Annotated in this window: 21 protein-coding genes; 8 read left to right on the forward strand and 13 right to left on the reverse strand. The window is 64.2% G+C overall.

Going from position 1 to position 22,528, the window contains the following annotated elements; translation table 11 throughout:
* Positions 1–14: 14 nt before the first annotated feature.
* Positions 15–1,559 (reverse strand): PLP-dependent aminotransferase family protein, encoded by a 1,545-nt coding sequence (locus ACCQ08_RS07320; RefSeq protein ID WP_373449347.1) that lies wholly within the window; start codon positions 1,557–1,559, stop codon positions 15–17.
* A 109-nt stretch (positions 1,560–1,668) separates the two neighbouring features.
* Between ACCQ08_RS07320 and ACCQ08_RS07325 the strand changes: the two genes are divergently transcribed.
* The 3 genes from ACCQ08_RS07325 to ACCQ08_RS07335 all read left to right on the forward strand — a co-directional run bounded on the left by ACCQ08_RS07325 (position 1,669) and on the right by ACCQ08_RS07335 (position 4,809).
* Positions 1,669–2,280, forward strand: a complete 612-nt coding sequence (locus ACCQ08_RS07325; protein WP_373449348.1) for a LysE family translocator — start codon at positions 1,669–1,671, stop codon at positions 2,278–2,280.
* A gap of 115 nt (positions 2,281–2,395) precedes the next feature.
* Positions 2,396–2,542, forward strand: a complete 147-nt coding sequence (locus ACCQ08_RS07330; protein ID WP_230773683.1) for a hypothetical protein — start codon at positions 2,396–2,398, stop codon at positions 2,540–2,542.
* Positions 2,543–2,940: 398 nt separating this feature from the next.
* On the forward strand, positions 2,941–4,809 hold the full coding sequence (locus ACCQ08_RS07335; protein WP_312414184.1) for a phosphoenolpyruvate carboxykinase (GTP): 1,869 nt from the start codon (positions 2,941–2,943) through the stop codon (positions 4,807–4,809).
* Positions 4,810–5,191: 382 nt separating this feature from the next.
* Here ACCQ08_RS07335 and ACCQ08_RS07340 read toward each other — a convergent pair whose 3' ends face one another.
* The gene (locus tag ACCQ08_RS07340) at positions 5,192–5,629 is read right to left on the reverse strand and encodes a hypothetical protein (RefSeq protein WP_373449349.1); all 438 of its coding nucleotides are present in this window, start codon (positions 5,627–5,629) and stop codon (positions 5,192–5,194) included.
* A 146-nt stretch (positions 5,630–5,775) separates the two neighbouring features.
* Between ACCQ08_RS07340 and ACCQ08_RS07345 the strand changes: the two genes are divergently transcribed.
* From ACCQ08_RS07345 to ACCQ08_RS07355, 3 genes are all read left to right on the forward strand, one after another.
* On the forward strand, positions 5,776–6,753 hold the full coding sequence (locus ACCQ08_RS07345) for a LysR family transcriptional regulator (RefSeq protein WP_239810163.1): 978 nt from the start codon (positions 5,776–5,778) through the stop codon (positions 6,751–6,753).
* A 41-nt stretch (positions 6,754–6,794) separates the two neighbouring features.
* Complete coding sequence (locus ACCQ08_RS07350) at positions 6,795–7,640, forward strand: metallophosphoesterase (RefSeq protein ID WP_373449350.1); 846 nt, start codon at positions 6,795–6,797, stop codon at positions 7,638–7,640.
* Between the two features lie 458 nt (positions 7,641–8,098).
* On the forward strand, positions 8,099–8,521 hold the full coding sequence (locus ACCQ08_RS07355) for a universal stress protein (protein ID WP_373449351.1): 423 nt from the start codon (positions 8,099–8,101) through the stop codon (positions 8,519–8,521).
* A gap of 176 nt (positions 8,522–8,697) precedes the next feature.
* On the opposite strand, the gene ACCQ08_RS07360 is transcribed toward ACCQ08_RS07355, so the two are convergent.
* Positions 8,698–9,642 carry a LysR family transcriptional regulator ArgP gene (locus ACCQ08_RS07360; RefSeq protein WP_230773667.1) on the reverse strand — a complete coding sequence of 315 codons (945 nt, stop codon included), beginning with the start codon at positions 9,640–9,642 and terminating at the stop codon, positions 8,698–8,700.
* Between the two features lie 54 nt (positions 9,643–9,696).
* On the opposite strand from ACCQ08_RS07360, the gene ACCQ08_RS07365 reads away from it, so the two are divergent.
* Complete coding sequence (locus ACCQ08_RS07365; RefSeq protein ID WP_373449352.1) at positions 9,697–11,061, forward strand: D-amino acid dehydrogenase; 1,365 nt, start codon at positions 9,697–9,699, stop codon at positions 11,059–11,061.
* Positions 11,062–11,092: 31 nt separating this feature from the next.
* Here the strand turns inward: ACCQ08_RS07365 and ACCQ08_RS07370 are convergent, their stop codons facing one another.
* The 3 genes from ACCQ08_RS07370 to ACCQ08_RS07380 all read right to left on the reverse strand — a co-directional run bounded on the left by ACCQ08_RS07370 (position 11,093) and on the right by ACCQ08_RS07380 (position 13,737).
* On the reverse strand, positions 11,093–11,503 hold the full coding sequence (locus ACCQ08_RS07370) for a hypothetical protein (protein ID WP_312461872.1): 411 nt from the start codon (positions 11,501–11,503) through the stop codon (positions 11,093–11,095).
* Between the two features lie 82 nt (positions 11,504–11,585).
* Positions 11,586–12,686, reverse strand: coding sequence for a branched-chain amino acid aminotransferase (locus ACCQ08_RS07375; RefSeq protein WP_239810167.1), 1,101 nt, complete (start codon positions 12,684–12,686; stop codon positions 11,586–11,588).
* A gap of 241 nt (positions 12,687–12,927) precedes the next feature.
* Positions 12,928–13,737 (reverse strand): alpha/beta fold hydrolase, encoded by an 810-nt coding sequence (locus ACCQ08_RS07380; protein ID WP_239810168.1) that lies wholly within the window; start codon positions 13,735–13,737, stop codon positions 12,928–12,930.
* A gap of 155 nt (positions 13,738–13,892) precedes the next feature.
* On the opposite strand from ACCQ08_RS07380, the gene ACCQ08_RS07385 reads away from it, so the two are divergent.
* Complete coding sequence (locus tag ACCQ08_RS07385) at positions 13,893–14,420, forward strand: flavin reductase family protein (RefSeq protein WP_373449353.1); 528 nt, start codon at positions 13,893–13,895, stop codon at positions 14,418–14,420.
* Between the two features lie 68 nt (positions 14,421–14,488).
* Here the strand turns inward: ACCQ08_RS07385 and ACCQ08_RS07390 are convergent, their stop codons facing one another.
* From ACCQ08_RS07390 to ACCQ08_RS07420, 7 genes are all read right to left on the reverse strand, one after another.
* Positions 14,489–15,262 (reverse strand): ferredoxin--NADP reductase, encoded by a 774-nt coding sequence (locus tag ACCQ08_RS07390; RefSeq protein WP_239810170.1) that lies wholly within the window; start codon positions 15,260–15,262, stop codon positions 14,489–14,491.
* A 251-nt stretch (positions 15,263–15,513) separates the two neighbouring features.
* Positions 15,514–16,338 carry an IclR family transcriptional regulator gene (locus tag ACCQ08_RS07395; RefSeq protein ID WP_312414140.1) on the reverse strand — a complete coding sequence of 275 codons (825 nt, stop codon included), beginning with the start codon at positions 16,336–16,338 and terminating at the stop codon, positions 15,514–15,516.
* 29 nt (positions 16,339–16,367) lie between these two features.
* Positions 16,368–17,504 (reverse strand): alpha-hydroxy acid oxidase, encoded by a 1,137-nt coding sequence (locus tag ACCQ08_RS07400; protein WP_239810172.1) that lies wholly within the window; start codon positions 17,502–17,504, stop codon positions 16,368–16,370.
* Between the two features lie 13 nt (positions 17,505–17,517).
* Positions 17,518–18,432, reverse strand: a complete 915-nt coding sequence (gene dapA, locus ACCQ08_RS07405) for a 4-hydroxy-tetrahydrodipicolinate synthase (RefSeq protein ID WP_312526099.1) — start codon at positions 18,430–18,432, stop codon at positions 17,518–17,520.
* A 6-nt stretch (positions 18,433–18,438) separates the two neighbouring features.
* A complete protein-coding gene (locus tag ACCQ08_RS07410) occupies positions 18,439–20,202 on the reverse strand; it encodes an ABC transporter permease subunit (protein WP_312461869.1) in 1,764 nt (587 codons plus the stop codon).
* A complete protein-coding gene (locus ACCQ08_RS07415; RefSeq protein ID WP_312414134.1) occupies positions 20,199–21,293 on the reverse strand; it encodes an ABC transporter ATP-binding protein in 1,095 nt (364 codons plus the stop codon). Before ACCQ08_RS07415 ends, ACCQ08_RS07410 begins: the two co-directional genes overlap by 4 nt.
* Positions 21,294–21,406: 113 nt before the next feature.
* A complete protein-coding gene (locus tag ACCQ08_RS07420) occupies positions 21,407–22,483 on the reverse strand; it encodes an ABC transporter substrate-binding protein (protein WP_239810176.1) in 1,077 nt (358 codons plus the stop codon).
* Positions 22,484–22,528 lie beyond the last annotated feature (45 nt).

The following is a 22,528-nucleotide window of genomic DNA, read 5'->3' on the forward strand; positions in this document are numbered from 1 at the left end:
AGCGGCGGTCCTCCTCAAGCGCCCCGGTGGCGTTCCAGCAGCAGGGCCAAGGTCTGCCAGGCGGCCGGCTGCTCGGCCATGGCCACCGAGATGCGCAGCAGGCTTGACGGCGCCTGGCGCGGTGAGAACAGCACCCCGGGCGCCAGCAGCAGGCCATGCTCGCTGGCTTGGCGCGCCAGCAGTTCCGAGTCCATGCCGCAGTCCACCCACGCAAAGGTGCCGGCCACCGGCTCATGCACCGCGTGGCAGCCCAGCGCTTCGAGCTGGCGCAGGCAGCGGTGGCGCGCCTTGTCCACCCGCTCGCGCAGCCGGTCCACATGCTTGCGGTAGCTGCCATCGGCCAGGATGCGGTGCACGATCTGCTCGCTGGGCAGCGCGGAGGTGAGGCCGCCCAGCAGCTTCAGATCGGTCAGCTGGTGGATGAACTCGGGTCGCGCCGCCACATAGCCCACGCGCAAGCCGCCCGACAGTGTTTTGGAATAGCCCCCCACCAGCAGCACGCGCTGCAGCCGGTCCATGGCCACCAGGCGCAGGGGCATATTGCCCAGGTATTCGGAATAGGTGTCGTCCTCGACCAGCAGGAAATCATGCCGCTCGGCAATGCGCAGCACCTCATGGGCGACACCGGCCGACAGGCTCAGCCCGGTGGGGTTGTGCACGGCGGTGTTCAGGATGAAAAGCTTGGGCTGGTGCTGCGCGGCCAGGGCCTGCAGCGCCTGCACATCGGGGCCGCCGGGCAGGCGCGGCACGCCCACCACATTCACCCCCATCGTGTTGAGGCGGCCAAAGATCAGGAACCAGCCCGGGTCCTCGACCAGCACGGTGTCGCCCGGCTGCAGAAAGCAGCGCACGATCAGGTCCAGCCCGTGGGTGACGCCGCTCACCGTCATCAGCTGGGTCTCGGGGTGGGCAGGCACTTCCTGCGCCTGCAAGGTCGATGCGATCTGGCGGCGCAGCGGTGCCAGCCCCTGGGGCAGGCCGTAGCCCAGCAGACTGCGTTCGGCCCGCACGCCCTGCTTCAGAATGGCGCGCATCGCGCCGCTGATCAGGCCTTCGTCCATCCAGCTGGCGGGCAGGCAGCCGGCACTGCCGGTGTGGCCGGAGCCATCGGCATCCTCGCGGAAGATGCCGCGCAGCAGGTAGGCGGTGTCAAACGCAGCACCCTGGGCCAGGCTGGCCGCAGGGGCAGCGGCCGCTACGGCCAGCGCGCGCTGGGCACAGACAAAAAAGCCCGCGCCCCGGCGCGATTGCACCAGGCCCTGCGCGGCCAGCCGGTCATAGGCCTGCACCACCGTGTCGCGGCTCACGCCCGCCTGGTCGGCCAGCGCCCGCACCGATGGCAGGCGCATGCCCGTGCGCAGCCCGTGGTGGCGGATGCGGTCGCTGAAATGCGCCACCAGCTGCTCGACCAGGGAGGCGCTGCCGGTGCGCACCGGCTGCCAGCCCCAGGCGGCCGCTGCCAGCGGGCGGGCACGGGAGCCGGGCGCAGCGGCGTCAACAGCGGTCTCGGCTGCGGTCTCGGCTGCGGTCTCGGTGGCCGGCGAAAGTGTCTGGGTCATAAGAGCAGGCCAATTCTGCAAGTGGCCAGTTAAAGTGTACCGGTACTGTACTGTATCCTGGCGTTAGCATGACAACAGCTTTTCTTTTCTTCCTTGTTCGCACGTTGCCATGTCCGTTCTGCCCCAAACCTCCGCCTTTGTGTTGCCCCTGGCCCTGTTCGCCTTTGTCAGCTCGGTCACCCCGGACCCCAACAATGTGATGCTGACGGCCTCGGGCGCCACTTTTGGCTACCGCCGCACGGTGCCGCACATGCTGGGCATCAGCCTGGGGGTGGTGGCCATGCTGCTGCTGGTGGGCCTGGGGCTGGGCGTGGCCTTTGAGCGTGAGCCGCGTCTCTACACCTGGCTCAAGTACCTGGGTGCCGCTTACCTGCTGTGGCTGGCCTGGAAGATCGCCCGCTCCGGCCAGGCCGGCGCTGGGCAGGCCGGTGCGCAGCCCTTTGGTTTTTGGCAGGCCGCTGCGTTCCAGTGGGTCAACCCCAAGGCCTGGGTCATGGCCATCGGCATCGTGGCGACCTATACCCCGCGCGATGGATATACCGCCAACCTGCTGCTCGCCGCGCTGGTGCTGGGGGTAGTGAACTACCCCAGCGTCAGCGTCTGGACCTTGTTTGGCAGTGCGGTGGGACGCGCACTGCGCACGCCCCGGGCACTGCAGCGCTTCAACTGGTGCATGGCGGCACTGCTGGTGCTGTCGCTGTATCCGGTGCTGGAGGGCTGATCGCTGGCGCGAGCCACACCGGCTGGCTCAGGGTTTTTGCCCGGCATGCAGTCTGGGGCCTGCTAGCTACAATGGTCCTCAGCTTTTTTGGCAGCCTTTGCATTGGAGAGAGCCCATGTCCAGCCCGCACACCGACGCCGATACCGAACACCCTCCGGTGGATACCGTGGAAGCCATTGTTCCGCTGATGCCGGTGGTGCTCCCCGTAGTGGGCGCGCTGATGATGTTCCTGCTGGCCTTCATTGCCGTCTACATGGCCTGAGTGCCGCGCGATCCGCGCCCCAGGGCCTGTTGCTGAACCCGCCGCTGGCGGGTTTTTTATCGCCTGCCGCTGTCCGATGATGGCTGGCGCGGCCCCGCGCGGCATGCGCGCCTTGGCCACTGCAGGGCCGCGCCACCTGCGCGACAGGCGGCTGGCCAAAGAAACCGGTATCAATACAATTATGCATTTTGTCATGCATCAAATGCATAGATGTGGTGACTGAAAATCACCGTTTTGGGGTCCGACTGCTAAAATCGCGAGTCCAGCGTAGGCATTTTTGCGCACAGGCATGGCGCCCTGTCCGACGCAGTGGAGACGGTTTTTCAAAAATGGGTTGCCGGCCAGGGAGCGGGCCGCAGCGGTTTTTGATGAACCGTTTACAACTTTGAAAGCTTCCGATGAACGCAAACGTCCAAGCCGGTGTGGCCATTCAGGCGCCCGACTATGTCAAGAACCCCAAGCTCATTGCCTGGGTGGCCGATATGGCCGCACTGTGCAAGCCTGATTCCGTCTACTGGTGCGACGGCAGCCAGGAAGAATACGACCGCCTCTGCCAGCAACTGGTCGATGCCGGCACCTTCAAGAAGCTCAACCCCGCCAAGCGCCCAGGCAGCTTTCTGGCCTGGTCCGATCCCTCGGACGTGGCACGTGTCGAAGACCGCACCTACATCTGCTCGGCCAAGAAAGAGGACGCCGGCCCCACCAACAACTGGATGGAACCTGCCGAGATGCGTTCGACTCTACAGCCGCTGTTTGACGGTTGTATGAAGGGCCGCACGATGTATGTGGTGCCGTTCTCGATGGGCCCGCTGGGCTCGCCGATCGCCCACGTCGGCATCGAGCTGTCCGACAGCGCCTATGTCGCAGTCAACATGAAGATCATGACCCGCATGGGCCGTGCCGTGTATGACGTGATCGGCAGCGATGGCGACTTCGTGCCCTGCGTGCACACCATCGGCGCGCCCCTGCAGGCCGGCGAAAAAGACACCACCAGCTGGCCTTGCAACAAGACTAAGTACATCGTGCACTACCCCGAGACGCGCGAAATCTGGTCCTACGGTTCGGGCTACGGCGGCAATGCGCTGCTGGGCAAGAAGTGCTTTGCGCTTCGCATCGCCTCGACCATGGGCCGCGACCAGGGCTGGCTGGCCGAGCACATGCTGATTCTGGGCGTGCAAAACCCCCAGGGCAAAAAGTACCATGTGGCAGCCGCGTTCCCCAGCGCCTGCGGCAAGACCAATTTCTCGATGCTGGTGCCGCCCACCGGCTTTGAAGGCTGGAAAGTCACCACCATCGGTGATGACATCGCCTGGATCAAGCCGCAGGCCGACGGCTCGCTGCGCGCAATCAACCCCGAAGCGGGCTACTTTGGCGTGGCCCCGGGTACCAACTACCACACCAACCCCAACTGCATGGCCAGCCTGGACAAGAATGTGATCTTCACCAACGTCGCGCTGACCGACGACGGCGATGTGTGGTGGGAAGGCATGGAAAAGGACAGCGGCCAGCTGCCGGACCACCTGATCGACTGGCAAGGCAAGGACTGGACCCCGCAGATTGCGAAGGAAACCGGCGCCAAGGCCGCCCATCCGAACGCCCGCTTCACCGTGGCTGCCACCAACAACCCGGCCCTCGACGAAGCCTGGGACGACCCCAAGGGCGTGAAGATCGATGCCTTCATCTTTGGTGGCCGCCGCTCGACGACCGTGCCGCTGGTGACCGAAGCACGCAACTGGAAGGAAGGCGTCTACATGGCCGCGACCATGGGCTCCGAAACCACCGCTGCCGCGTTTGGCGCGCAAGGCGTGGTGCGCCGCGATCCATTCGCGATGCTGCCTTTCATGGGCTACAACATGAGCGATTACTTCGCCCACTGGCTGAACCTGGGCGACAAGCTCGAAGCCGCTGGCGCGCAGCTGCCCAAGATCTACACCACCAACTGGTTCCGCAAGGATGCCGCTGGCAAGTTCGTCTGGCCCGGCTACGGTGAGAACATGCGCGTGCTCAAGTGGATGCTGGACCGCCTCGAAGGCCAGGTGCAGGGTACGCAGACCGCCTTTGGCGTGGCCCCACAGTACGCCGAGATCAACTGGACCGGCCTGGACTTCAATGCCGAGCAGTTCAAGACCGTCACCAACATTGACACCGCCGTCTGGACCGAAGAGCTGGCGTCGCACCAGGCCCATTTCGACCACCTGGCCCAGCGCCTGCCCCAAGCGCTGCTGGATATCAAGGCCGACCTCGAAAAGCGCCTGACCGCTGCTTGACCGGCCGCTCGTCCGCGAGCTGGTAGCTCCGCTGCCAGTGACGCAGCCAACGACGCACCGCAAAACCCCGCATGTTTCAGGCATGCGGGGTTTTGTTTTGGATGCGGAGCTGCGGTAGACCTGCCTGGGCTCCGTGGCAGTGCAGGGATGGAACTGTGGTTTGTGGCATACAGCCAGCAGCTTGCTCGGCGGTAAACCGCTTGCCAATCGTTGTTCAAGCGCTGCGGTTTGCGCGGGCAGAGGTGTTATGCCACGCCAAGCCGCGCATCCGCTTTGGAGGGACTGCGGTCGCCAACGACAAAAAAGCCACGGCATGCCGTGGCTCTTGAAAAGGCAGATCGTGGCTGCCGGCGCTGGGGCTCTGGAGGAACCCCGGCGTTGATCAGTAGTTCTTGTGGTAGAACGAAACCGCTGCGTCGCTCATGGCGCGGTTCAGATCAGCCATCACGCGGCTGTCTTGCAGGGCCACTTGCCAGGTCTTGTCGTCTTCCATGGCGCGGCGGTGGCCTTCGTCCCAGCTGCGGCGTGCGGCGCGCAGGCTGCTGCTCAGGTTGCGGGCAGGGGCGGCCAGCAGGGCGATGGCGACAAAGGCGACGGCCCACAGCAGGGCCCAGCCAGCGATCCAGTGGCTGCCGCCAGCGACGGAGTCCACCAGGCGGGTAGCCACAACCAGCACTGCAGCAACGAGGGCTGCCAGCATCAAGGAAGCGCCGATGCCCTTGGTGCCGAAGGTGGTCTTGAGATGTTCAGCAGCACGTTCCACACGCAGAACGCCCGTGTGCTCGGTAGCCATGCCAGTGTGTACAAAACTGTTGGTCATGATGGATGTCTTTGGTATTAATGCTTCTTGGAAGCGATGCACGAAGTATAGGGTTTACCCTAGACCATCTCAAATTTATCTTTTGAATCTGTATCATTCATGCCAGTGATGTATTGCAGGCCGCTCAGCACCGCAAAGGATTGAAAATGCTGCCCCATCAATTTCGGCATCTCGATCTGAACCTGTTGCGTGTATTCGACGAGGTGATGAATGAGCGCAGCCTGACCCGGGCCGCCGACAAGCTGTCCATCACCCAACCCGCAGTCAGCAATGCGATGCGGCGCCTGCGCGAAGCCTTGAATGACGAACTGCTGGTGCGCAGCGGCCAGGGCGTGGAGCCTACGCCGCTGGCCAATGCACTGTGGCCGGTGGTGCGTGAATCGCTGGCGCGGCTGCAGGCCAGCTTTGCCCCCGAGCGCTTTGACCCGGCCCACGCCACCCAGGCCTTTGTCGTGGCGATGGCCGATGCCACGGCCGCCACCTTGCTGCCCAGCCTCATGCATATTCTGGAGACCGAGGCGCCAGGCGTCTCCGTCCATGTGCAACCACTCACTACACGTGATCCGCGCGAGGAGCTGGAGGCCGAGACCGCCGACCTGGCCGTCGGTTATTTCCCCTTTGTGCTGGCCGAGATGACGGCGCGCGCCCAATCGGGGGATCTGGTGGATTTCGAGAGCCGGCGCCTGTATGACGGCGAATACCTCTGCGTGATGCGCAAGGACCATCCGTTGAGTGAGGGCTTGCTGACTTTGGAGCGCTACTGCGATGCGCGCCATATGCTGGTGAGTTTTTCCGGCCAGCCCTTTGGCTTTCTGGACGAGGCGCTGGCATCGATCGGCCGCAAGCGCCGCGTGGTGCTGACGGTGAACCAGTACTTCACCGCCGCCCGCGTCGTGGCGCGCACCGATCTGCTGACCGTGCTGCCGCGCCACTTTGTGCCCGCCACCGGCATTGCCGATCTGCTGGCCTTCCAACCGCTGCCGCTGCGCGTGGAAGCCGTGCATGTGGATGCGCTGTGGCGCAGCCGCAGCGGGCATATTCCACCCTCGGCGCTGGAATGGATGCTGCATGCGCTGGAGCGCTCGGCGCGGGCGGCTTTTCCTGACCTGGAATTACCGATGTAGCGGGCTGCAAGCCGCCAAAGCCCATGGTAGGCTAGGCCACCATGCACCTGCAAATCCTGTCCGACCTGCACCTGGAGACCCATCCCCATTTCCACGCCCAGCCCGCGCCCGGCGCCGAGCTGCTGATCCTGGCCGGCGACATTGGCTCCTACCAGAATGGATCGATGCTGGACGATGCAGATTTTGGCCTGGGCCAGTTCAGCCCGCAGCAGGCGGGAGGCCATTGGCCCGAGCCGGTGATTCTGGTGCCCGGCAACCATGAGTTTGACAACCAGGATTTCGACATGGCCCGGCAGCGCCTGCGCGCCAGCTGCAACAAGCTGGGCATCACGATGCTGGACTGCGAAACCCTGGTGATCGATGGCGTGCGCTTCATCGGCACCACACTCTGGTCCGACTACGACGCGATTGCGCTGCACAACGGCGTGACCGAGCTGGGCGCGCTGATGAAGCAGCGCGAGAAGGCCTTCAAGGCCGCCAACTTTTACCTGACCAAGGCCCAGACCGTGCGCAACGGCCAGCCCTTTCTGGCTGCCGAGATGCGCGACGAAGCGCTGCGCTGCCAGCAATGGCTGCGCGCCGCACTGGCCGAGCCCTTTGACGGCAAGACCGTCGTCATCACCCACTTCGCCCCCAGCCTGCGCAGCGCCGATCCGCGCTATGGGCTGACCCCTGGCACCGCCGGCTTTTGCAATGTGCTGGACGAGCTCCTGCCCTATGCCGACCTCTGGATCCACGGCCACCTGCATGCGCCCAGCGACTATCTAGCCAAAGGCCAGCACAGCGATGGCCGCCCCTGGCAATGCCGGGTCGTGGCCAACCCGCTGGGCTATGCGCGCAAGGGTGAGCAGGAAACCTTCAACCCGCATTGCCTGGTGCGGGTGTAAGGCGGCAGGTTCTCAGGGACTGCTCTGTGCGCCACGACTTCTCGCGCGGCTCCACAACATCGGTACGGTAAGGTTTGTGCTTGGCGCTGACTAGCCTCTGCGCCGCCGCCATGCCTTGAGCGGACGCTTATATCCCGCGTATTGATCTCCATTTTGCATACCGCGTCCCTAAAACAGTTATTTGGGCGCATTTCAGCAGCAAAACGTTTACGGTCGACTTTTCTTCTCGGATGCGTGCTTAGCATCTTCGATCAAAACCAAGGGTTTTCACTTAAATTTTTCGCCAAGCCTGATGCATATCAATGTGCGTTTGACGATGAATCTATAAGCTGATACACATGATTTAAGCCTGTAAAGCGCGTTGCCGGTGCCGGTATGCGGGTTTTGCCAGCTCACAGTCCAGCGTTGGTCGTGGCACCGGTGTTGGGTCCCTCACCCCTTGTTGAAGGAGTTAAGGCATGCGTATTTTGTTGGCCGTTGACGGCAGCCCTTACACCCAAAAAATGCTGGATTACCTGGCAGCGCACGCAGAGTGGCTGACCTCCAACCACCATTACACGGCACTCACGGTGCAGCCGCTGCTGCCGCCCCGGGCCGCCAAGGCCTTGGGCAAGGCGCTGGTGGATGACTACCACTCGGAAGAAGCGCAAAAGGTGCTGGTGCCCGTGCAGGAGTTCCTGGCTGCCCACCAGGTGAAGGCCGTGGCAGAGAGCGCTGTGGGCCCCATTTCGCAGACCATTGCGGAGACGGCCGATAACGGCGGCTATGACCTGCTGATCATGGGCACCCGGGGCCATGGCGCGCTGGCCAAGCTGGTGCTGGGCTCGGTGGCCACCCAGGTACTGGCAGAGAGCAAGGTGCCGGTATTGTTGATTCGGTAAATGGATAGGATCAGATAACGAGTCTATCATTTGCTATTCACCATATAGCAATACTTGGCGTGGATACTGCACCACCAACAGATTTGACCAATGAGGGAGGGGTGGAACCACCGGTGCAATGAATACCGGTGGTCATCCGGAAACTGCTTGCACCCCAGGGGGTGCAGGCAGTTTTTTTATGCCTTGACGGTGGCGCGCGCGGCTGCGGTGGGCGGCGCCAGGCTGCCCTTGGCGCTGTGCACCATCGCATCGCTCAGCGCGCTGAGCAAGGCCGACTGCAGATTCCAGCAGTGCCAGAACAGATCAACGCGCAGCACCTGGGCCTCGGCCACATTGACCAGGCGGCCATCGGCCAGGTAGGGACGGGCGAGCAACTCGGGCACCACGCCCACGCCCCAGCCGGCGGCCACGGCGCGCACCTGGGCTTCGGAGTTGGGAACGTAGAGCTGGTGCAGTCCCACCGTCTTGAGCCCCATCGCGCGGGCAACAAACACGCGCTGCATGTCGTCCTTGCGGTTGTAGCTGAGAAACGGCAGGTGCTTGAAGTTGCTGCGGTTGATCCCCTGCGGCACATGCTGCTCGGCGAAGGCGGGTGAGGCCACGGCGATGTAGTGCATCGCGCCCAGCGCCGTCACGCGGCAGCCGCGCAAGGCTCTGGGCATCGTCGTGACACAGCCCAGCACCTCCCCGGTGCGCAGCAGCTCCAACGTGTGGTCCTGGTCGTCGGTGATGATCTCCAGCGGCAGCTGCTGCAGCGCGATGTCCTGCAGCGCATCCAGCGCCCAGGTGGCAATGCTGTCGGCATTGATGGCGATCGAGATGGCCTCGTCATGGGCGCTGCGGCCCATGGCGTGGGGCAGCAGGCTGTGCAGTTCCTGCTCCAGGTCGGTGCGCAGCAGCCGCAGCTGCTGGGTGTGCTTGAGCAGCAACTGGCCCGCAGCGGTCGGGCGCAGCGGACGGCTGCGCACCACCAGCACCGAGCCGATCTGTGCCTCCAGCGCGCGCAGCCGCTGCGAGACCGCCGATTGCGTCACATTCAGTCGCACAGCGGCCTTCTCGAAACCGCCTTCTTCAATCACGGCGGCCAGGCATTCCAGCGCGACCGGGTCCAGGTTGCTCATGGGGCTCCAGTATTAGTAGAACTGATGAATCCTGAAGAAGTTTAATTGCACTTTATGTTACAGCCAAGATGCCAGACACTGAGAGCCATGAAAGTCATCATCCTCGGCGCCGGCATCATCGGCACCAGCACTGCCTGGCATTTGCTGCAACTCGGCCACGACGTCACCGTCGTGGACCGCCAACCGGACGCGGCGCTGGAGACCAGCTTTGCCAATGCCGCGCAGATCTCGGTGAGCTACTGCGAGCCCTGGGCGAACAAGCATGCCCCGCTCAAGGCGCTCAAGTGGATGTTCGACAAAGAGGCACCGCTGCTGCTGCGCCCCCATGCCGATCCGCAGCAATGGCGCTGGCTCACCCAGTTTCTGGCCGAGTGCAATGACCGCTCCTTTGCCCGCAATGTGCAGCAGATCGTCGCGCTCGGTGCCTACAGCCACAGCGCGTTGAAGGCCGTGGTGGCGCAGACCGGCATTGAGTTCAACCGGCTCGAACGCGGCATTGCCCACTTCTTCACCAGCGACGAAGCGGTGCAGGATGCACAGATGGCCGTCGATCTGATGCGCGAGTACGGTGTGAACCGCCGCATGGTCAGCACCGAAGAGTTTCTGAAGATCGAGCCCGCCTTCAAGCCCTATGCCGCGCACATCAAGGGTGGCACCTTTACCGAGAGCGATGAAAGCGGCGACGCCCGCGTGTTCACGCAAAAGCTCGCCCAGCTCTGTGCCCAGGGCGGTGTGCAGTTTCTCTACAACCACCGGGTCGAGCGGCTGAATGTGGCGGGCGGCGCGATCGATTCCGTCACCGTGCGCGCCACCGCAGCGGGTGCAGACAGCCGCCCACGCACCTTGCAGGGCGATGCCGTCATCGTCGCCTGCGGCAGCTACACCGCGCCGCTGCTGCGTACCGTGGGCCTGAACGTCGCCATCTACCCCGGCAAGGGCTACAGCGCCACCTTGCCGATCCTCAAGCCCGAGGCTGCGCCCTTTGTCAGCTGCATCGACGACGGCAACAAGCTGGCGATGAGCCGGCTGGGCAACCAGCTGCGCGTGGCCGGCACCATCGAGCTCAACGGTTTTGACAGCTCGCTGGACAGCCCGCTGGCCAAGGCCCGCTGCCACATGCTGGCGCGCCGCATCGAGGAGCTGATGCCCGGCGTCTGCGATACCCGCCTGCCCGAGCAGGGCGGCAACCCGCAGTTCTGGACCGGCCTGCGTCCTGCCACCCCCACGAATATCCCGTTCATTGGCCGCACCAAGATCGGCAAGCTCTGGATCAATGCCGGTCATGGCACCCTGGGCTGGACCCATGGTGCCGGCAGCGGCAAGGCCATGGCCGAGCTGGTGAGCGGTCGCATGCCGGACATGCAGTTTGGTTTCTACGGCTTTGAGGGGGAGGCCCAGCAAATTGCAGCAGCCTATTAGTGCTAAAGGCAAATCCTGGCCGGTTGCCTGCTTACGCTTGCGGTCCTTTGTCTAAGGACCAGCGCAGTTGTCGTATCAGTGGCTCTTCTCCGCTGATGACGCTGATGCATAGATTGCCGGTTGCAACTAGCCACTCTCTCAGTCCGCATCCATAACCTGACAGGCTGTGGATTTCTGCAGACCAGCCTCCCGCCAAAACCTCCAGTACGTTGTAACCGTGAATGAATTCTGGAGAGGCCAGATAATCGGCTATATCTGACTCGTCAAGACATCGGAATTTTCGCGCGCCTGCGAATTCAACGATTAAGCCGGAAATGATGTCCTGATGGTCGCGCTCTTGAGCGATGTAGATACGTAAGCCATCTTGGTCGAAGTGCATAGCTTCAATATCAGAGCTGCCGCTTACCTCAATGCGTTCTCCAAAGCCTCGGGAGACGAACATGTGAATGGCTCCATCAAGATTCGCATGAAAAAACCCGCCTCAGCAAGTGCTGGGCGGGTGTGTATATGCGCGAATGAAACGCTTACGCGTCCAGACGCACCAGCCAGCCGTGGCGGTCCGGGGCGCGGCCGTACTGGATGTCGGTCAGCTCCTTGCGCAGCGCCATCGTGACTTCGCCAGCCGGTGCCGACAGGTCGCCCACCGAGAAGCCTTCGCCCTTGAGCTGGCCGATGGGGGTGATGACGGCAGCGGTGCCGCAGGCAAACACTTCGGTGATCTCACCGGAGGCCACGCCTTGCTTCCACTCGTCAACGGCGATCTTGCGCTCTTCGACCACCATGCCACGGTCGCGTGCCAGTTGCAGCAGCGAGTCGCGAGTGATGCCTTCCAGAATGCTGCCCGACAGCGCAGGCGTGACCAGCTTGTTTTGCTTGCCGTAGACCAGGAACACGTTCATGCCGCCCAGCTCCTCGAGGTACTTGCCCTCGGCAGGATCGAGAAACAGCACCTGCGAGCAGCCGTTGTCCTGGGCTTGCTGCTGGGGCAGCAGCGAGGCGGCATAGTTGCCGCCGCACTTGGCAGCGCCGGTGCCGCCCTTGGCCGCGCGGGCAAAGTCGGTGGACAGCCAGATCGCCACGGGCGCCACGCCCTTGGCAAAGTAGGGGCCTGCGGGGCATGCGATCACGTAGTAGGTGGCCTTGTGGGCGCTGCGCACGCCCAGGAAGACTTCGTCACCGATCATGAACGGGCGCAGGTACAGGCTGGCTTCGTTGCCGCTGGGCACCCAGTCCTTGTCCACAGCGATGATCTGCTTGAGCGATTCCACAAAGATGTCGACCGGCAGCTCGGGCAGGGCCAGGCGGCGGGCGGAGCGCTGCAGGCGCTCGGCATTGGCTTGGGGGCGGAAGGTCCAGACCGAGCCGTCCGCATGGCGGTAGGCCTTGATGCCTTCAAAGATTTCCTGGCCGTAGTGCAGCACGGCGGCAGCGGGGTCCAGCGCAATCGGGCCGTAAGGGGTCACGGCCGCATCGCGCCAGCCACCCTCTTTGTCCCAGTGCACCGAGACCATGTGGTCGGTGAAGTGCAGACCAAAACCCGGGTTGTCGAGAATCTTGGCGCGCTCTTGGACGCTGCGTGGCTGGCTCGATGGGGTGACGGCAAAGCTCAGGGAAGAGGGGGACACGGGACTAATCCTTCAGTTGGCAACAGGGACAGCAGCGTTCTGTGGGGGAGCCGCTGCCGGTCATGGTGGCCGTCCGCCAGCCTGGAGAGGCTCCAGGACAAAGTGACGGGCTGCACGCCAAACCCCATAGCATGCCAGTTTTTTGCCCCGGTGGCGCCAAGCAGGCTGCATTGCCAGCATGGCGAGTCAACCACCTGCAGAGGCAAACGGCCATCGCAGGCGGCCGGCTTACGGGTTTTTCCTAGTGAACCGTCGCACGCTGGGTCGCCAAAAAATCGAGCAGCAGGCCTTCGAAGGCATCCGGGCTCTCCAGCTGGGGCCAGTGGCCAACGCCTTCTAGGCTTTCGTGCCGGGCCTGGGGCAGCAGGTCTGCCAGCGCCTGCATGCGCTGGGGTGGCATGCACACATCCTGGCCGCCGCTCACCAGCAGGCAGCGCTGGCTGAGGTGGGGCAGGCGTTCGGCCAGGGTGCTGGGGCCGGCCAGCATCTCCAGCATGCGGCCATAGGCCAGCGGCTGGATCTGGGTGATCGCATGGCGCGCCAGCTGCAGGCCTTCGGGCAAGGCCTGCTGGCCCGATTGCAGCTGCACCAGCAGCTCGGCAAAACGCTGCATCTGCACCGGCTCGGTGCTGGCCTGCTGCTGGCACTGGGCCAGCAGTTGCTGGCGCGTCTGCACCCAGTGCTGCTGGCTGTCGGCCTCCAGTGCCGGGCCGCCGGCCACCAGGGTCAGGCTGCGCACGCGGGTGGGGTGGCGCAAAGCCAGCTCGGCGGCCACCATGGCGCCCATGCCATGGCCGACGATATGGGCGCGGCCAATCTTCAGCGCTTCCAGCAGGCCATCGGCCGTGGCAGCCAGCGCCTTCAGGCTGTAGCCGCCATAGGGCGGTGGGTTGGCGTGGTAGCCGGGCATGTCCCAGGCGATGGCGCGGTAGCCCTGGCTGGCGAGCAACTCCACCTGTGGGGCAAAGCCCAGATGGTCGGTGTCGGCATCGTGGAGCATCAGCACCGTCGGGCCGCTGCCAAGCATCGCAAAATTGGGAATCAGGGACATAGGTGTGCTTTTCGCCGAGTGTTTCCCTCGCAGATGCGGCCCGTCTGCCTTGTTTTCAAGCACCTACGCCCGCAGGGGCCTCGCCTGCTGGCCGATAATGGCCCTTATCCATGCTTTTGACGGCATGGCATCTGCCCCTGCCGTCTGCCTGCCCCGTGAACCGCTCCCTGCCTCCTGAACACCTGCAATCACCCGCTTCTGCCTCGTTTTCCGAACGTGAGTTTCGCAATGCGCTGGGCCAGTTCGCCACCGGGGTGGCCGTGGTGACAGCGCTGGCGCCCGATGGCAACAAGGTCGGGCTGACGATCAGCTCCTTCAATTCCGCATCGCTCACACCGCCGCTGGTGCTGTGGAGCCTGATGAAGACGGCCAGCTCGATGCCGGTGTTCGAGACCGTCAGCCACTACGCGATCAATGTGATGGGCGCGCACCAGAAGGCGTTGGCCTTGCAGTTCAGCCGCAAGGGCATTGACCGCTGGGCGGGCGTGGAGTTTGAGATGGGCGTCACCGGCGTGCCGCTGCTGGCCGGCGCCATTGCCAGTTTTGAGTGCCGCAACGGCCCCCACCATGATGCGGGCGACCATGTGATCCTCGTCGGCGAGGTGGCGCATTGCCAGCATGTGGCGGGCGTGCCGCCGCTGCTCTACCACGGTGGCAATTTCTACACCGAGCAGCTGATCTGAGCCACGCGTGCTGCAGGCAACAAAAAACGACCCGAGGGTCGTTTTTCATTGGGCGGGCGGGGCGCTGCTTACTTCTCGACGAAGGCGCGTTCCACCACAAAGTCGCCTGGCGTCGAGGTATTGCCTTCCTTGAAGCCCCTGGCTTCCAGCAGTTCCTTGAGCTCGGCGAGCATCGCGGGGCTGCCGCAGAGCATCACGCGGTCGGTGTCCGGGTTCAGTTCGGGCAGGCCGATGTTCTGCGGGAAGGTGCCGGCGGTGATCTGGTTGGAGATACGGCCCTGGTTGCGGAAAGGCTCGCGCGTCACCGTGGGGTAGTACACCAGCTTGTCCTTGACAATTTCGCCGAGGAACTCATGGTTGGGCAGCTCCTCTTCCAGCAGCTTCTGGTAGGCCAGTTCCTGGACCTGGCGCACGCCATGCACGACGACGACCTTTTCAAAGTGGTCATAGGTCTCGGGGTCGCGCGCCACCGACAGCCACGGCGCCAGGCCGGTGCCGGTGCCGATCAGGTACAGGTTCTTGCCAGGCAGCAGGTAGTCGACCAGCAAGGTGCCCGTGGGCTTCTTGCCGACGATGATGGTGTCACCCACCTGGATGTGCTGGAGCTTGCTGGTGAGCGGGCCGTCATCGACCTTGATCGACAGGAACTCCAGGTGCTCTTCGTAGTTGGGGCTGGCGATGGAATAGGCGCGCAGCAGGTTCTTGCCGTCGACCTTCAGGCCGATCATCGTGAAGTGGCCGCTGGAGAAACGCAGCGCGGGATCACGGGTGGTCGTGAAGGAGAACAAACGATCGGTCCAGTGGTGAACAGACAGGACACGTTCTTCGAGAAAGGCGCTCATAGCAGTGCAGTACTCAGTTAGTCTTGTGTATATCTATAAACGCTATTGTTCACTATTCATACAACTTAAACGTCATATGGACATATCGGCGCGTTGTGAACGGGGTTTTTCGGTGAACCAGTGCCTATTTTCGGTCTATCGCAATAAGACCCATGGCCTAGGGACCCTCTGCAAAACTCCCTGCCGTGGTCTGAACGCGGGCTCGGGCGATCCGCGTCCATCCCGCTTGGCGAGGGTTTTGCAGAGCATCCCTAGAAGTTATCCAGGATGTTGGAAATCGAGGTCGCCGCCAGCAGCACATGGGGCAACAGCTCGGCCTCGGCCTTCGCCGTGCCCCAGCGCGTGGAGGGGGCCGAGATGGTGATCGCGCCAATGGGCACACCGCCCCGGCCGGTGATGGCGGCAGCCACCGAGATATCGCCCACCACGGTCTGGTTCTGCACGATCGCATAGCCGTCGCGCTCGGCGTCTTCGATGCGGCGCAGCAGCTCTTCGGGGTCGGTCATGGTCTGGGCGGTGATCTTGACCAGCGGCGTCGATCCGATCAGGCGCAGGCGCTCGTCCACCGGCAGCTTGGCCATCATCGCGCGTCCCGATGCGGTATAGGCCGCAGGCAGGCGCGAGCCCACGGCAAAGTCCGAGTTGTAGATGTAGCGGCCCGGCACCTTGGCGATGAAGACCACCTCGTTGCCATCCATCTCCTGCAGGTTCGAGGTCTCGCCCAGGGTGTGGGTCATCTCGATCAGGTAGGGATAGGCCCGCTCGACGATGCGTTGCGAGCGCAGGTAGTTGTACGACAGGCGCAGCACCTCGGGCGCGAGTGTGTACTGGTTGGAGCCGGGCAGGCGGCGGATGTAGCGCAGGTTCTCCAATGTGAAAACAATGCGCTGGGTGGCGCTGCGGTCGAGCTGGGCGGCCCGGGCAATCTCGGCCAGCGACATCTCGCGGTGGGTGTCGCGAAAGGCTTCCAGCACCTGGAAGGCCTTGGCCAGGGAGCCCACGAACAATGAGGATTCACGGGCGGAGGGTTCAACGCTTGCTACGGGCTCGGCAATGCTGTGGGTGTTTTTAGGCATCGTAAAAAGCGGCTGTCTCGGGTCACTGTCTAATGGTCTTGCATGAAGGTCGCGTTCAGGCTTGTGGCCTGCGGCGCGCCCAGCAGTCTGAGGGTCGTCTCGAACTCGGTGCGCAGTATCTCCAGAACCTCGGCCACGCCCTGGGGGCCGCGTGCGGCCAGTCCGTAGAGCGGCGCACGCCCCAGCAGGACGGCATCGGCCCCCAGCGCCCGGGCTTTGGCGATGTCGCTGCCGCGGCGCACCCCGCCGTCGACAAAGATATGCATCTTGCCATGAACCGCGTCGGCAATCTGCGGCAATTGCGCCATCGGTGCGGGTGCGCACTCCAGCTGCCGCCCGCCGTGGTTGCTGACCACGATGCCGTCGGCGCCAGCCTGCAGCGCGCGCCGGGCATCATCGGCGCTGAGCAGGCCCTTGACGATGACGGGCCCCTTCCAGTGGCGGCGCACCCAGGCCAGGTCTTCCCAGCGCAGGCCCATGTCCATCTCGCGGCTCATCGCGGCGGCCTGCTTCTGGATATTGCTCTCGACCCCGGCGCTGCGTGCCAGGTTGACCAGCTGCGGCGAGCCGCCCTGGCGCAGCATGCGCAGGCACCAGCGCGGGTGGCTGAGCAGGTCGGCCAGCAGCCGGGGCGTCCAGGGCACGGGCATGCGAAAGCCGTTGCGCACATCGTGGTCGCGCTTGCCATGCACCATGGTGTCCACCGTCAGCATCAGCGCGCTGAAGCCCGCTGCCTGCGCGCGGGCCATCATGCTCTGCGCGATGCGGCGGTCCTTTTGCACATAGAGCTGCAGCCACAGATCGCCCGGGCTGGCGGCGCGCACATCTTCCAGCAAGGATGTGGAGGCCGTCGACATCACAAAGGGCAGGCCAGCTGCATGCGCGGCGCGGGCCAGCACCTGCTCGGCCTGGGGCCAGTACAAGCCGTTCAGACCGGTGGGCCCGACAAAGGCCGGCATCGCCTGTTGGCGGCCAAACAGGGTGATGCTGGTATCCACCTGGCTGACATCGACCATGGTGCGCGGCAAGAAGGTGACATCGCCCCAGGAGGCGAGGTTGCGCGCCATGCTGCGGCCGTCTTCCGCGCCGCCTTCGAGGTAGTCAAAAGCGAAGCGGGACAGGCGCCGGCGCGCCAGCTCCCGGTAGTCTTTGATGGCGGGCAGCATGGCGGGTGCTCGCTCAGGCCAGCGCGTGCTCAGCCTGCAGCTGGGCCGTCAGCACCTGGCGCAGGCGGGCGGACAGCTCGGGGTTGCAATCGACCAGCGGGGCCAGCAGGTGCGGCGCCTGCACGCCCACCAGGTCCCAGACCGACTTCATCGGGCCCGGGTTGGTCTCGGCAAAGGCCAGGTCCAACAGGCCGATCAGCTCCTGGTGCAGTGCCAGCGCTTCCTGGGTCTGGCCACTGGTCAGCAGCGCGTACATGCGGGTCCACGTCTTGGGCAGCAGGTTGGCCGTCACGATGATGCCGCCCTGGGCGCCGCAGAGCATCTGCGCGGGGAAGATGGTGTCCTCGCCGCTCAGCACGGCAAAGCTGGCATCCACGCCCTTGACCACCTTGAGGAAGTGGTACATGTCGGTGTTGCAGGCCTTCATGCCGATGATGTTCTCGTGGCGCGAGAGCTCATGCAGCACTTCGGGAGCGATGGAGATGCGGGTGCGGTAAGGGATCTCGTAGATCACCACCGGCAGCGGCGACGCATCCGCATAGCGCAGGAAGTAGTCGCGAATGCCCTGCTGCGACGGCGTGGTGTAGTAGGGCGTCAGCACCATCAGCGCGTCTGCGCCGGCATCGGCCAGCGCCTGGCCGGAGGCAATGGCGTCGTGGTAGCCGGGGTCGAGCACGCCAGCCAGCACCGGCAGGTCAGCGGATTGGTGCTCGCGCACGGTGGCCACCATGCGGGCCCGTTCGGTGCGCGACAGCGCGCCGTATTCGCCGGTGCCGCCCAGCGGCACGGTGCCGCTGATGCCGCTGCCTTGCAGGTGGTCCAGCAGCGCGCGCACGGCCTGGGTGTCGATCTGGCCGTCGGCGGTCACCGGCGTTGCCAGTGCAGGGAAGATGCCGCGGAGTTGCTCAGAGGTGATACGTGTAGTCATGGTTCATCAATTCAAAGAAGCGGCGGAGCGGCGACGCAGCCAGTCCGCACAGGTGATCAAAATGCCGATGAAGGCGAACAGGCAGGTCGAGACGGCGGCGATCACCGGCGAGATCTGCAGGGTCACTTCATCCCAGAACTGCTTGGGCAGGGTGGAGCTCAGGCCACCGGAGGCAAACAGCGAGATGGTCAGCTCGTCAAACGAGGTGGCAAAGGCAAACAGGAAGGACGAGGTCAGGCCGGCGGCAATGATCGGGAAGGTCACATAGCGCAGGGTCTGCCAGGGGCGGGCGCCCAGGCTCTGGGCGGCCATGTCCAGGCGCGTGTCGTAGTTGCGCAGCACGGCCATCATGGTCATCACCACATAGGGGATGGCGATGACGGTATGCCCCAGCACCAGACCCAGCGAGGTGCCCACCAGGCCCACCTTGGAGAAGAAATAGAACATGCCTACGGCAATGATCATGCGCGGGATGATCAGCGGCGACAGCACAAAGGCCAGCAGCAAGGCCTTGCCGCGCATCTGGCTGCGCACCAGCAAAAAGGCCACCGGCGTGCCCACGGCCATCGCCGCCAGCGCGGCAAAAAAGCCCACGACAAAGCTGCGCACCGTGGCGTTGATCCACAGCGGCGAGGCCAGCATGTCCTGGTAGTGCTGCAGGGTGAAGCCCTGGGGCGGCCAGTTCAGGCCCGATTTGTCGGCAAACGAGATCGGGATCATCAGCAGCGCAGGCACGCTCAGGAACACCAGCAGCGCCACCACGCTGGCGCGCAGCACGAACGAATCGCCTTGCTGCAGATCGCGTTTGCGCGAGCGGGGCACCAGCGCAATCAGGCGGTCGCTGATGCTGCCCAGCAGGCCCAGCACCGTCTCGGACAGCTGGCGCATGAAGCCGCTGCTGTGGTTGCTCTTGTCGGACTGCGCGCCCGTCATCGTCGACAGGCCCAGCACCTTGTCATAGACCGCAAACACGATCAGCACCACGATCAGCAGCAGCACCGAGATGGCGCCGGCAAAGCCCCAGTTCATCACCTGCATCACCTGCTCGATGATGAGCTGGGTGATCATGGTCTCCTTGCGGCCACCCAGCAGCTGGGGCACGATGAAGAAGCCCACAGCGGTGACAAACACCATGATGGCGCCCGCTGCCACACCGGGCATGGACAGCGGAAAGTAGACGCGCCAGAACGCGGTGCCTGGGCGCGCACCCAGGGTGAGCGCCGCGCGCGGCAGGTTGCGGTCGATGTTCTCCATCACCGACAGCATGGTCAGCACGGCCAGCGGCATCAGCGCATGGACCATGCCCACCAGCACGGCGCCAAAGCTGTAGAGCATGTTGGAGGGCGCATCCTGCAGGCCCAGCGCCAGCAGCAGCTGGTTGGCCAGGCCATTGCGGCCCAGCACCACGATCCAGGCAAAGGCGCGCACCAGAAAGCTGGTCCAGAAGGACAGCAGAATCCAGAACACCCAGCGGCTCTTCTTGTCCTTTTGCAAGGACGAGACCAGATAGGCAATCGGGTAGCCGCCGACGATGGACAGCAGCGCCGTGACCAGCGAGATCTTCAACGTGATCCACATCGTGTCCAGGTAGACCGAGGAGCTGAACAGCTGGCTGTAGTTGTTCCACTTGAAGCTGCCATCGCTGTAGATGCTCAGCAGCAGCAACTGGCCGACCGGGTAGACCAGCAGCACCAGAAACAGCATGACCAGCGGTGCGGCCATCATCAGCGGCCTTACCCAGGCCGCGCGGGGGGTGGCGGCGCTGTTCATGCGGGCTCCGGAACGGCGACGGCATCGCTGCTGGACCAGCCAAAGTCCACGGTGCTGCCCAGCGCATGGTCATGCTTGGCGATGGAGGTCGGGAAGGACAGCACCACCGGCTCGCTGCTGAGGGCAGGCGCCTTCAGGTAGAGCTTGGTGAGGCTGCCGGTGATCATCGTGTCGAGCAGCTGGCCGCTGAAGCGTTCGCTGGCGCCCTGGGCGGCTGCAGCGGCCGCCATGTTTTGCGGGCGCACCATCACGCAGACCTTGGCGCCGGTGGTCAGCGGCTGGTCGGCCGATGCCAGCAGTTCGGTGTTGGTGCCGTTCAAGGCCACGCGGGCCTGGCCGCCCTGGCTGGACACCACGGTGCCCTTGAACAGATTGCTCTCGCCCAGAAAATCGGCCACAAACGGTGTGCGCGGGCGGAAGTACAGGTCCGCCGGCGAGCCCAGCTGCTCGATGCGGCCGCCGTTCATCAGGCAGATGCGGTCCGACATGGTCATCGCCTCTTCCTGGTCGTGGGTCACATAGACGATGGTGGTGCCGGCCTCGCGGTGGATGCGCTTGATCTCCAGCTGCATGTGCTCGCGCAGCTTCTTGTCCAGCGCGCCCAGCGGCTCGTCCATCAGCACGATGGACGGCTTGTAGACCAGGCAGCGCGCCAGCGCAATGCGCTGCTGCTGCCCGCCCGAGAGTTCCTTCGGAAAACGCTGCGCCACATGGGGCAGGTGCACCAGCTCCAGCGCCTCCAGTGCGCGCTTCATCGCGGTGGCGCGGTCCAGCTTGCGCATCTTCAGCGGAAAGGCGATGTTCTCGGCAATCGTCATGTGCGGGAACAGCGCATAGTTCTGGAACACCATGCCGATGTCGCGCTCATAGGGCGCGCCATAGGTCACGTCCTTGCCGTTGATCAGCAGCTGGCCGCCATCGGGCACGGACAGGCCGGCGATCATGCTCAGCAAGGTGGTCTTGCCCGAGCCCGAAGGGCCCAGCAGGGTCAGGAACTCGCCCTCAGGCACTTCCAGGTTGGTGGGGTGCAGCGCGACAAAGGAGCCGTAGCGCTTGGTCAGACCCGCAATCGACAGTTTTATGTTCTTCATTTCAATGGACTCCATTGCACCGCGGTGCAACGAATGAACCTGGGGGTGCCTGTGCGGAGGCCGGCGTGTTGTGCCGCCGCTCCGCAGGGTTCGTCATCAGTGGCGGGCAGTGCTTACTTCAGCACCCAGCCGTTGAACTTCTCGATCACCGCAGCCTGGTTGGCCACCCAGTACTTGGCATCGATCTGCACGCCGTTCTTGATGTTGTCGGGATAGGTGGGCGAGTCCTTGGCCAGCTCGGGCTTGATGTACTTGAAGGCCTCGGGCTGGGTCACGCCAGCGGCAAAGTACTGGCTGAGCGAGCCCATGCGCTGGGGCTCGGACGCGAACTTGATGAACTCGCGGCAGGCGTCTGCATTGGGCGTGCCCGCCAGGATCGACCAGCTGTCCACGCCCCAGATGTTCTGGTTCCAGACGATGCCGATCTTGGCGCCATCGGCATTGGCCGACTGCGGGCGCGACACCCAGGTGGCGATCATGTCCACTTCGCCGGACTTGAGCATCTGCTCGACCTGCGCACCGGAGTTCCACCAGACGTCGATCTTGGGCTTGATCGCATCGAGGGCCTTGAAGGCGCGGTCCAGGTCCAGCGGGTACAGCTGCGCGGCCGGCACGCCCGAGGCCATCGCGGCCTGCTCCAGCGTGTCGAACGGGTGCTTGCGGATGCCACGGCGGCCGGGGAAGTCCTTGACGTTCCAGAAATCGGCCCAGGACTTGGGCGCGGCGCGGCCCTTGAAGGCCTCTTCGCGGTAGGCCAGCACGGTGCTGTAGACATTGGTGCCCACGCCGTAGGGCGACATGTACTGCGCCGGGATGGTCTTGACGAAGGGGTCGTTCTCCAGGCCATGCTTTTCCAGCAGCACCTTGCCGCCTTCGGTCAGCAGCAGGATCGCGGGCTGGCTGATCTTGGCCATGTCCCAGGTGTAGTTCTTGGTCTCGACCATGCTGCGGATCTGCGCCACGGGCTCGGCCGTTGCCTGCACCCCCACCACTTCGATGCCGGTCTTCTGCGTGAATGGCTTGTAGTACACCGCGCCATAGGCCTTGGTGTAGATACCGCCGTCATCACGCACCACGATACGCTTGGACGTGGCACGGGCATAGCGCAGTACGGCAGGTGCAGCAATCAGGCCTGCGCCAGCCACAGCCGCCTTCAGTGCGGTGCGACGGGAGGTAGTGATCTCAGTCATAAAGTGTCCTTTCGAAGGAAGAGGCAGGAGAAGTCAAGGGAGGGA

It is taken from the genome of Comamonas sp. SY3, assembly GCF_041730275.1.
Taxonomy (GTDB): Bacteria; Pseudomonadota; Gammaproteobacteria; order Burkholderiales; family Burkholderiaceae_C; genus Comamonas; species Comamonas sediminis.